A 12,896-nucleotide genomic window follows, 5' to 3' on the forward strand; every position below is an offset into this window, starting at 1 on the left:
CCAGACTGGCTAATTCAGGAATAGCAAGTCTGATCAAGAGCATTAAAACTAAGATTTAATCAATAACACCTGAAACACCAATACGGAATAAAGGATCATTTTCTGTATTGGTTGATACGCCCCCATTTATAGACCAGCGACCGTTATCGGCAGTTCGACGCAGGCTAACACCTATTGCTGATTCACTATTATAATGACTTGCTCCTGCAGCATAAGTCCATTTACCAGCAACATAGGGTGCATTTTCAATTGCGGCTGCTGAAGCTATACCTGCAGATAGCTGATTTTCTAAGTCATCTATTTGAACAGCCATTTTATAGCCAAGATCGTTCAACTGATTCACATTGACTGCATCGGTACCATACACGCCTGGTGCAACGTTTTTAATAGTATTCCCCCCATTATTGAGGCCTTGATTAGTGACACTTATAGGATTATTAGCCGTATCTGGATTGGTTATAGTGATACCGTTGTTATCAATAAACGTATCACCGATGCTAACACTCTCCACTGTAATATTATCAGCCAATGCTACTTGAATCCCATCTTCTGAAGTCGTTGTAGCTATATTATTATCGCCTGTAATATTAACAGTATCACCAAGTTGGTAGTTGTTTGCAGTATTGCCATTACCAACATTTAATCCTTTACTGATATTAGCCGTGTTGCCTGCAATATCATTACGATTGGTTGCAATATTGCCAGCATTAAGTGCCACCTTCTGATTAGTATCATTTAATTGACTACCATTAATAGCATCAGAGCTGCCCGCATTAATATCACCATCAGCTACATTAGCCAGTTTTGTCGGTACTGTTGTGGAACCGTTGGCATTTTGAATACTCGTAATAATGTTAGCGTTTTTTACTACATTACCACTACCATCAATCGCAGTATTAAAGCTATTACCTATCTTATAAAGTTTATTTCCTTCAGTGTCTGTATAAACAACAGGTAATTGAGAATTGTTTGTGACACCTTGAGCATTTACTGATAGGTCATAACTGACGCCATTATCCGTTGTGGTTTCAATGACACTGACAGTACCATTATTAGAAGTAACTTTGGTACGGCCGTCATCAACGTATTGTTTGTTGGTCACTGAATCTGGCGTATCTCCAACATTTTTTACCGTCATATCATCAGCAGTAACCGAGTTAAATTTGACATTATCAGCCGTTGATACTTTAATACCGCCATTACCATCGTCTTCTAATTCGATGTTGTCACCCGTTACGAAGTTGGCTGTGTTAGAAGCTTTATCGAGTGTTTTAACATCTTTACCATCTATTTGGGTAATAACTGTTTGTAGGGCACTGTCAGCTATACCGCTAACTTCATTCAATTGACTGACATTAACGGCGTCTGTTGCGTTCACACCTGCTTTAACGTTGGTTATGACTGTATCACCTGCATCGATACCAGCATTATCAATAGTGATTGGACCGACTGTGACTGTATCAGAAATGACTGAATTGAAGGTCACATCCTTGGCTGTGGCTACTTTAATAGAACCATCTTCATCACTTAAGACAATGTTGTCACCGTTTTTAAAGTTGGCAACATTGTCGTCTTGATCAAGCGTTTTCACCTCAGTACCGTTGATCTGAGTAACCACAGTTTGCAGGGCAGAGTCCGCTTTACCTAGACTCACGATAGTGTCTTCAGTGAGCTCAACCTTATAATCAGTAATCTCGGTTGCCTCATCTTTAGTACCGGTAACGCTTAAGCTGTCTGATGACACCGTAGATTTATCAGCATTGATAGTATATTCAGTACCTTCAGCAGCATTAGTATCTGTATCAATAGTCACATTGTTACCTGCAGCTACTGTATTGTGCTTTTTACCGTTTGCGATTGCGTCTTTAGTAGTTTGATTAAGGTCAACCACATAGCCTGTTACGTTGTTGGCATCTGGATCAGTAGCTTCTACAGTTACGGCATCAGAGCCAGCAGAAGCAGTAGTGCCTTTGGCGTTAACCGTGTAAACATCTTGACCGTCTTCATCTTCGGTTTTGACCACCTCTTTAATGTTACTGCCAGCTTTGACTTCGGTTTTTGAAGCAGCAGCAGTAGCACTTAACTGACTGACATTCACCGCATCTGTTGGAGCAGTACCCTTGGCGACATTGATAATCTTGTTATTACCATTGTCTAAACCTGAATTACTAAGGTTCACATCACCCATGGTGACACGACCATTTAGTCCCAAGTCAACTTGCTCAGCAAGTTTAATCGCAATAGAACCATCGGCATTGGCAAGGGTTTGAATGTTGTTTTCGGTACTGTTAGTTGCACCACCTACTAAGCTTAGTGTTTCATTAGGTTTGCGAGTAATAGTGACACCTGCATTGTCGCCTTTGAACTGTTGCTCAGTGTTTGAAATGGCATTGAAAACGTCACCGCCATTAACCACATCTTGACTGCCTGCCGTGACATAGTCTTTATTGCCACCTTGAGCGATGCTGTCTGCGTTATCAACGGTCATGGTATCGGCAGCAACTGTATTTGAAATGACTGAATCAAAGGTGACATCTTTGGCTGTGGCTACTTTAATAGAACCATCTTCATCACTTAAGACAATGTTGTCACCGTTTTTAAAGTTGGCAACATTGTCGTCTTGATCAAGCGTTTTTACCTCAGTACCGTTGATCTGAGTAACCACAGTTTGCAGGGCAGAGTCCGCTTTACCTAGACTCTCGATAGTGTCTGTAGTCAGCTCAATCTTATAATCAGTAATCTCGGTTGCCTCATCTTTAGTACCGGTAACGTTTAAGCTGTCTGATGACACCGTAGATTTATCAGCATTGATGGTATATTCAACCCCTTCAGCAGCATTAGTATCTGTATCAATAGTCACATTGTTACCTGCAGCTACTGTATTGTGCTTTTTACCGTCTGCGATTGCGTCTTTAGTAGTTTGATTAAGATCAACTTCATAGTTCGTTACGTTGTTGGCATCTGGATCAGTAGCTTCTACAGTTACAGCATCAGAGCCAGCAGAAGCAGTAGTGCCTTTAGCGTTAATGGTATAGATGTGTTGTCCATCGTCGCCTGTGGTCTTAACAACGTCTTTGATGTTACTGCCAGCAGCCACTTCGGTCTTAGAGGCAGCAGTGGCGTCAGTTAACTGACTGACATTCACCGCATCTGTTGGAGCAGTACCCTTGGCGACATTGATAATCTTGTTATTACCATTGTCTAAACCTGAATTACTAAGGTTCACATCACCCATGGTGACACGACCATTTAGTCCCAAGTCAACTTGCTCAGCAAGTTTAATCGCAATAGAACCATCGGCATTGGCAAGGGTTTGAATGTTGTTTTCGGTACTGTTAGTTGCACCACCTACTAAGCTTAGTGTTTCATTAGGTTTGCGAGTAATAGTGACACCTGCATTGTCGCCTTTGAACTGTTGCTCAGTGTTTGAAATGGCATTGAAAACGTCACCGCCATTAACCACATCTTGACTGCCTGCCGTGACATAGTCTTTATTGCCACCTTGAGCGATGCTGTCTGCGTTATCAACGGTCATGGTATCGGCAGCAACTGTATTTGAAATGACTGAATCAAAGGTGACATCTTTGGCTGTGGCTACTTTAATAGAACCATCTTCATCACTTAAGACAATGTTGTCACCGTTTTTAAAGTTGGCAACATTGTCGTCTTGATCAAGCGTTTTTACCTCAGTACCGTTGATCTGAGTAACCACAGTTTGCAGGGCAGAGTCCGCTTTACCTAGACTCTCGATAGTGTCTGTAGTCAGCTCAATCTTATAATCAGTAATCTCGGTTGCCTCATCTTTAGTACCGGTAACGTTTAAGCTGTCTGATGACACCGTAGATTTATCAGCATTGATGGTATATTCAACCCCTTCAGCAGCATTAGTATCTGTATCAATAGTCACATTGTTACCTGCAGCTACTGTATTGTGCTTTTTACCGTTTGCGATTGCGTCTTTAGTAGTTTGATTAAGGTCAACTTCATAGGTGAGTAAGCCATCAGCATCCTCTGTACCGCCTGTGAAGGCTACCTTGCCGTCAGTAGCGGCAGTAAGGATGGTTTTAGTGGCGTTAACCGTGTAGATGGTGTGACCGTCGGCTGATGTTGTGTCTTTATCAACTGTCACTTGTTTGCCAGCTTTAACTTCGGTTTTCAAACCTTTAATTTGCGAAACATTTACGGCATCAGTATCTGATGTTCCAGCAGCAACATTAACGATTTTGTTATTACCATTATCTAAACCTGCTGTCGTTAATCTAACTCGGTCTTTTGAAGTATCACTAGGTGTCATAACAACCCCATTGCCAGTGACATTATTAATATTACCGTTAGCATCAATAAATTCAGCATCAGTTAAACCGGTTAAGTTTTTTGCCAGTTTAACGTCAAGAGTGTCAGCTTCGTTACTAACCACACCGATATTATTATCTGTTAACAATGTAGCATCTGTAACACCGCCTTCGACATTGATCGTTTCTCCAAGTTTACGCTCAAAATCAGCCCCTGTATCGCCAGAGAAAGTAAGAGGTGTCTGGGCAACTTGTTTTAACTGTGCAACGTTTACCGCATCGGTATCTTCAGAGCCTGCAGCGACACTGGTAATTTGACGGGTTAGGTCATTACTTACATCACCAACAGAAACTGCAGCTTGGGTGGCTCGCCATGTAGAGTCTTGGATAGTAGAGTTCGTATTCGTAAGAATATCGTAGCCACTTACAGTAGGGATGTCTCTAGTTGCCATAGATGCAGATCCAAGAGCAACACTATTTTCAATAGTAGCTTGGGATTCAGTACCAAGCGCTATTGCGTTTCCAGCTTCAGCTTGTGCACGCTCACCAATTGATATCGTATTGTTTATCGCCTCTGAAGTGCTACCTAAATTTATACCCGCACTTTCACCAATGGCAATATTAGAACTACCTTCTATGTTATTACCAGCACCGATACCTAAAGCAACGTTATTTTTGCCATTAATCTGTTGACCAGAGCGGTAACCAACTGAACTGTTGCCTGTACCGGTTACGTTTTGGCCAGACCAGTGACCTACTGCTGAGTTTTGAGCACCAACTACACCTTGTCCAGATAGTCCACCTAACGAAACGTTACGACTCCCTTCGACATTCTGACCAGCTTGATAACCGACAGATACATTATCTATACCAACATTTTTGTTGTTATCGTCTGTTCCTGAACCAGCTTGCATACCTAAAGAAGTATTACGAGAACCACTGGCATAAGCACCTGCTAATACCCCAACACTTGTATGACCGTCACCTGCGGTACTTCGGCCACTTTGTGAGCCTACTGAAGTAGTTCCTTCACCTTGTGCTTCGGTACGATAACCTATTGCGATACTTTGCTCGCTTTGCGCTTCAGCACGATAACCGACTGCGGTGGCGTTGCGGCCAGTTGCCTCAGTACTAAAACCAACGGCTATGCTACGATCTCCAGTGGCTTTAGCCTTTTCGCCAGCGGTAACAGTAGTTGCACCCGTGGCCCCTGCTGCTTCCTCTATTTTACCTAAGTTTGTGGTGGCATTACCTGTACCAGCGTTAGAACCGTCAGCATTATTAACGTGGAAATAAGTATCTTTATTTAGTTTATTTATCGTTTCATTAAGTTGACTACCATTGATAGCATCTTTGGATGAATCACTAATTAAACCATCAGCTATATTAGTGATTTTATTATTGTTTGCATCAAAGCCATTGGCTTTTACTAAGCCTTCAAAAGTTGGAGCATCAAGCAATTGAATATCAATTTTGCCATCTGTAACAACGGTTTTTACATTATTATTGCGTGAATCAGCAGTTGCTCCACCAGAGATTTCAAGCGTAGATCCTAGCTTTTGTTGTGAACCATCGGCATCTGTATCTTGTAAAACATTACCTGTGAAGGTTAGTGGGCTACTGGCTAAGTTATCTACCGCTTTTAACTGGGCCACGTTCACCGCATCAGTATTTTCTGACCCTGCTGCAACGTTTGTTATTTGACGAGTATTGTCAGCGTTACCGACAGACACAGCAGCAAGATTGCCTTTGACAGTCGCCGAAACAGCATCTTTATCCTTTTGAGTGGCCGAATCTAGAGTATAAACAGTATTGTTGGCAGCAGATGCCGTATTTGAGGTTACTGCACCAGCTGTCAATGCGGCACGATTAGCATCTGAATAAGCGCCAAGTGCGACTGCCCCATTGCCAGTTACTTTTGCCTCATTACCGAGTAATACGCTATTGGCTGTGTCTTCGGTAACTGTTGCGTTAGAGCCAATAATTTGATTATTAGAGATGTTTTTACCGATTTGACCAACAGCATCTTGGAAGCCAAGAATAATATTTCGTTGTGTATCACTACGGTCAGCTGCATCGCCTTCTAGCTGATTGTTATCCCCCATAACGATATTCTGGTTAGCATTTTTAATCGTATTGCTATTACCTTGCTGGGTTAAATTGCTGACATTCTCTGCACTATTTTTATAACCATCAATGGACACAAAGGCACTCGCATCACCACCAGCAACGCTAGTTAAAGTATTTTTAACCCCTTGTACATTAGAGAACAAAGCGTTATCAACTGTATTGCCACCGCCAAGAACACCTACAGAGCCCAATTCAGCATCTTTGATAATCTGATTTAAGCTACCAGGCGTTGTAATATCAGCAAAGCCAAGGTTGCCTGTATTGACATTAACTGCTTGGGCAGAGTTAGAAATAGTATTACCTGCGCCAACGATTAATGCACCATTACTATGATTAATGGTATTACCAGCACCATTGACCACATTTGCAATACCATCAAACTCATCTGCTGAATCTGCTTTGATGGTATTCAATGTGCCAGTCACTGTTGAAGCAAAGCCTTGACTATGAAGACTTCTTAATCCAACAGGTGTGGTTACCATAGGATCAGTTTGAATTTCAGAATAAGAGCCTAAAACAGTTGAGAAATGTCCGGCAGCAAAAGCATCCGCACCCACTGAAGTTACGGCTCTACGATTGGCACCTTTAGTTTCGTTTCCAACAGATTTAGCGCCAATATCAACCGTGCTTTCATTAGCATAGGTATCTTTACCAATGGCAATACCTTTAGTACTACCTGAAATGTAATTATCAACTGCAGGGCTGCTTGGGATAAACCCTCCAAGTGCGCCATCTCTTAACCCACCCTGAACCGATCTTGCATTGGTGCCAATTGCTATACCATCCGAGGTGTTTGAAGTTTTACCAGCTATTGCATAATTATCTACTCGTGCACCCTTACCAATGGCCAGGGCATTATCATCTAATGCCCAAGCGTTGTTACCTACAGCTACGCCAGAATTGCCCGTTGCTCTTGCATTAACACCCGCTGCTGTGGCTTTTACACCACTTGCACCAGCAGTTGCATCAAGTTTGCCTTTGTTAGACCCAACTAGCGGCTGTACCTTACCTGTGGCATTAGTGTGGAAGTAGGTATCTCTATCCACCGCATTGGTGTAGGATTTAAGCTGAGCAACATTTACTGCATCAGTATCTGCTGAGCCTGCCGATAACCCTGATATTTTACCACCATCATTAATGGTAACAGTACCAAACTTAGGCGTTTCCGCCAGTTGAATTTGTACTTGACCATCAGTTACTATCGTTTGCAGGTTTTTAGCAGAGTACGGACCTGCCGTGGCAATATTAGAGTCATCTTCTGCTAAGGTTATTGCAGTTTTTGAACCAATGATATTAAAGTTACTGTCAAGATTTTGTTGCGAACCATCAGCATCTGTATCGGCATTGGTATTACCTGTGAAGGTTAGTGGACTACTGGCTAAGTTACCTACCGCTTTTAACTGTGCCACGTTGACGGCATCAGTATCTTCTGACCCTGCTGCTACATTGATGATTTGGCGGGTATTGGTAAGATTTCCAACAGAGACAGCTCCTTTATTTGCTTTCCAAGTTTTGTTAGTTAGACTGGATGCTTGACCTGTACTAGCATCATAACCACTAACAGTTGGCACGCCTCTATCAGCAACTGATAATGAACCAAGTGCAACAGACTCATCAGCTTTCGCCTCTGATCGATAACCGATTGCTAGACCGTTTGCTCCAGTTGTAACTGAAGCATACCCTAAAGCTGTAGATCCGGGTTTTTCAGCATTTGAATAACCGCCAACAGCAGTGCTGGATACTTCAGAAGCTTTAGAATTTCTTCCTATTGCTACTGCCGCGCCTTTAGTTGCACTGGCTTCAAAACCGATTGCAATATTACCTCTTGCTAGTGCTTGTGTGTCTTTGCCTATGGCTATGGAGTCTGGTCCTGTAGCGCTATCATTGTTATAGTTGCCACCGCCTGTTGAGTTAACATCAAAGTAATGTGTCTGTGCTGCTTTTAACTGCGCAACGTTAACAGCATCGGTATCTTCAGAACCCGCTGCCACACTAGTGATTTGACGGGTTAGGGTAGTACCATCACCAACTGAGACGGCAGCTGTAGTCGCACGCCACGTAGAATCAGTGTTAGTTGAGGGTAGACCAGTTAAGGCATCATAACCACTTACAGTTGGGATATCTCGATTGGCGATAGACTTAGCACCAAGAGCAATAGAATCCACTAAAGTAGCAGTGGATGCGTTACCTATCGCAACAGATCTCGTTGCTTCGGCATTTGCACCTACATTGCTATTATAACCCCCACCTATCGCAACCGCTCCTGATCCACCTGCTTTAGCTGCGCCACTTGCTGTACCACCACCAATGGCAGTAGCTCCAGATTTAGTGGCTTGAGTTGAACGGCCAATTGCTGTTGTGTAAGTTGAAGACGCTTTAGTATCAGCACCTATAGCAATACTATTATTACTTGAAGACTGAGCTTTTTCACCTATAGCAATACTACTACTGCCGCTTGCATCTGTATTCATGCCGATTGAAACGGATTTACTGCCTGAGGCTTGCGCACTCATACCAGCAGCTAAAGCATTAACACCACTTGCACCAGCGGTTTCATCTAGTTTTCCTAAGTTAGATATTACTGGTGTTTGTACCGTACCTGTATCATTGACATGGAAATAAGTATCTTTATCCGCTGCAATAGCAACAGACCTAAGCTGAGCTACGTTTACAGCATCGCTATCTGCCGAACCTGCTGCAACATTAATGATTTGACGAGTTTGATCAGGGTTACCTATTGATAGCGGGGCTAATTCGCCATTTACCGTTGCTGCGATAGCCGTTTTTTCTGCTGTAGCAGCATAATCAGGGGCATAAACCTGTGAATACCCAATAAGCGTTTTATCTTCAGTAGACCTAGTTGAAGAGGTAGTAGTACCGTCATTTAAACTTCTAAGTTCAACATAATCAATTGAGAATACTCTACTTCTATCTTGCGTCGGTTGTGAGGAGGTAGCAGCGACACCTGCAGTAGTACTCAATATAGTAGCTTCACGATTTGCATCACTTTTGGTACCAATTGCTATAGCGCCTTTCCCCGACGCTTGAGCACTTTCACCAAAGGCTACCGTACCATCGCCATAAGCTGACGAAAAACCACCGATTGCGGTTGGCGTCAAGGCTTCACCTCTTGGATCTGAATCTTGAACGGCGGTTGAGTTATCCCCTATTGCCTTTGCACCATAACCTATAGCCACCCCACCATCAGCAGTTAATTTATATTGACCTTTGTCTTCTCTTATAGGAGCATAGACTTTAGAGTTCATTCCGATAGCGACCGCACCTTGCATTAATGCCTCAGCGTTATAACCACAAGCCACTTCAGACTTTAAACCTGTAAAATTATCAGGGTCTATTGCTCTCACATTGGCAAGCGTCTGTTCTTGACTCTGAACCTGTGTTATTCCACCCCCCAGCAAACACTTAACATCATCTTGCTGATTTGCCATAGCTGGAGCGCTCATGCCAAAAGCTGTGCAAATACCGATTACCAAAGCACTCCTATTAAAGACAGAGTTTGACTTAGGTTTTACAGCGGATCTATTGCTTCTTTTGCCTTGGCCTTTGGCGTATTCTGCAACAGCAACAAATGTACCAGTGGCTGTATTAAATATTACTTTATAGACGTGGTTCATGCTAGTTTTCCTAGGGGTATTCAAATATCCTTAGAGGATCTAAATAAGGTTGAAAAAAATAAGTCAATCATAAAAATAATTAATTTCTAAGTAAAAAAAACTAAAAATTTTTATGCTGAATTTATATAAATTTTTAATAATATGTAATATTATTTTATTTATAATTATTAATTGTAATATAGTGTAAATTTATATTAAATAAAACAGTATTTATATATTTTTTTCATGAAAATTGCAATGATGATTTATAACTAATGTTTATGATAATCTAAATTAAGTGATGTTAATCTTTATTAATATAGTGTTTAGTTTTTATAAACTATCTAATCAAAATTGAATCAATAGCTTAAATCGACTCGATAGCCAAACAAATCAGTCAATTAGAAAGGGTTGTCATAGAAAAAATCTAGGCTGAAATATAGTTTAAAACTTTATACAGCATAGCTTTGATGGGGAGTGAGGTTATAAAACAAAAATGCTCGTTATTTTGGTAAAAGACATACCAAAATAACGAGCATAAATAAAGCAAACAAAAGGATAAGTGTTTAAGCCTATAGAAGATTGTTTAATGACAAAGTGACTCAAATAGCATGCGTTGTATCTATTGACAAATAAACGCTATTTTTTAGCGCAAATTTCGTCCCTTGCACTAAGTACCCAATAAATCCTAGGAGATGTCAGACTCTGGCAATAAGGCTGAATGAAAGTTGAATATGTTGTAGAAAAAACTATCTTTTAGGCCATGGTCGAATAGGAACCATACCCCAAAAGATAGGATTGAAATATTTTATCGCAACAGCCAGTAGCTTATCTAAATTTAAGAGTTATCAATTGCCGCTTTAGCGAGTTGTTGAGCAGGCAAATAGCCCCCAATCTGTATACCAGACTCAGTAAATATGGCAGGTGTACCGCTGACGCCTAAGTTCATTCCTAACTTCATATGAGATATAACAGGATTTTTACATGATGAGGCTGTTATGGTCTCACCAGATTTCGCTTTATTCATAGCATCAACTTTGTCATCACTACACCAAATTGACTCCATCTTTGGAATACTTTTTTCACTGCGTGGCCACGCAAGATAACGCACCTCAATACCTAGTTTATTGATTTCTTCCATTTCTGAATGTAGTTTGGTGCAATAGGGGCAGTCGGCATCAGTAAAGGAATAAATAACTGCTTTTGTTTTTCCTTGTGCTGGGTAGATAATCAATTCATCTTTATCAACAGCTGCTAGTTTTTCTTTAGCATTTTTAGCCACTAAAGCAGAGCTTATATCAACAGGATGATCGCCACCTACTTCCACAATTTGACCTTGAATAACATATTTTCCTTCTTTATCGGTGTAAAATGCAGGTGTCCCATCTCCTGTTACCCAGTAGATATCTGGCATGTCGGTAGGTACTGCTGAGGTAAAGGTTTGTTCAATACCTGAAGCTTTGAGGTTGGTTTGAAGTGCACTCAATACATCATCGTTAGATTTTTTTTCTACTGATTTATTGTCAGCATTGTTTACTGAGTTTGAAGATTCAGTAGTTTTATCTACCTTGGCTGTGGTATCTGTAGAATTATTATTACAGCCCACCAAAGCGACACTAAGTGTCAACATGACTATGAGATTTTTAGTAAAAGGTGTTAATTTTTTAACACTGGATTGTTTAAGTATGGGTTGCTTAAGTGTTGAGTGTTTAATATGACGAATCATAATGAGCCCTTTTGGAATAAGCTTTTTAATAATTATTTGATTAAGATAACAGTAAAAAGATAGTAAATAATTTGAACGTTTCTTTTTACCCTATGTTTCTTTTTACCCTATTATATAGGTATTGCCATTTTTGCAAATATTGCTAAGTGTAGCATATTCTTTTTTAAGGGGTGTGTAAGACAGCGGTAAATAGACAGCATAATAAGAGGTTTAACAATGGGTTAAGGCAACACGTGTATCTTTATTAAAATAAGTGTTGAGTAATTAGAATAAGTGTTGAGTGTTAAATGCTAAGTTTTGAGAACACGCCCTGAAAAATGACATAAATAAAAACAGCCACCTTTATGGGTAGCTGTTTCAAAGCGGTCGCTAAACTTTCATAAATAGATGCTATTGATAGATGCTATTTATACAAATATGTCTTTCATTCATCAAAGACGTTTTGCGAGTTAAATATAATTTAGCGATATATTTAATTATTTACATATTAGATAACTATGATAATTAGATAGCTATGACAATTAGATAACTATGATAAACGATTATTTGATGATACAGTTCGCTTGGTAGTTTCTGCCGTTTTTCCACTGCACAGCAAATAAAGACTCATTACCTTTCGTATGCCATTCGATAGTAGAGTTAGGGTTTAAGCTATCCACATAAAGTTCGCCAGAGGCTGATACTTGACGATATAATCTAAGAGATCGGTTTTGAAGTTGCAGTTCAGGAAATGTTGCGGTAAGACGTACAACAGAACTATTATTAAACTCGACAACAGCATTGCCTGCTTCGCCACAGGTGTAATGCACTGGGGTCATGATCTCAGTGGTTTGAGGTGCTCTTTTATCTTGAGTGTTAGGAATATTTTCAGCGCCAAATCCTGTACTGTTGCTGCCACCAGATGCACAAGCGGTTAATAGTGTAATAGCAGGTAATGACATTAAAAATTTTGTTGTGCTTTTCATGGTTACAGCTCCTTCTAATTATAAAAAAACTAATGACGAAAAAAACCCATTATTTTCGTATTGATGAGAAATTTTAGAAAACCTTAATATCGATATATTATGACATTTAACAACTTGCATATGTTAGAAAAATTTTAACATTGAGTTATAGAAAAAATCTCTATTAATT

At 40.4% G+C, this 12,896-nt stretch carries 3 protein-coding genes; all 3 read right to left on the reverse strand.

Features of this window, described 5'->3' with window-relative positions; genetic code table 11:
- Nucleotides 1–55 precede the first annotated feature (55 nt).
- Complete coding sequence (locus AC2SLN_RS01010; RefSeq protein WP_495057348.1) at nucleotides 56–10,057, reverse strand: ESPR-type extended signal peptide-containing protein; 10,002 nt, start codon at nucleotides 10,055–10,057, stop codon at nucleotides 56–58.
- Nucleotides 10,058–10,874: 817 nt separating this feature from the next.
- The gene (locus tag AC2SLN_RS01015) at nucleotides 10,875–11,666 is read right to left on the reverse strand and encodes a DsbC family protein (protein WP_486548948.1); all 792 of its coding nucleotides are present in this window, start codon (nucleotides 11,664–11,666) and stop codon (nucleotides 10,875–10,877) included.
- A gap of 638 nt (nucleotides 11,667–12,304) precedes the next feature.
- The gene (locus tag AC2SLN_RS01020; RefSeq protein WP_486548933.1) at nucleotides 12,305–12,727 is read right to left on the reverse strand and encodes an MliC family protein; all 423 of its coding nucleotides are present in this window, start codon (nucleotides 12,725–12,727) and stop codon (nucleotides 12,305–12,307) included.
- Nucleotides 12,728–12,896 lie beyond the last annotated feature (169 nt).

This window comes from Psychrobacter sp. CX90 (assembly GCF_057396305.2).

Coding starts and splice junctions, on each gene's coding strand:
- AC2SLN_RS01010 (WP_495057348.1), bottom strand. CDS start 10,057: ATGAACCACGTCTATAAAGTAATATTTAATACAGCCACTGGTACATTT.
- AC2SLN_RS01020 (WP_486548933.1), bottom strand. CDS start 12,727: ATGAAAAGCACAACAAAATTTTTAATGTCATTACCTGCTATTACACTA.
- AC2SLN_RS01015 (WP_486548948.1), bottom strand. CDS start 11,666: ATGTTGACACTTAGTGTCGCTTTGGTGGGCTGTAATAATAATTCTACA.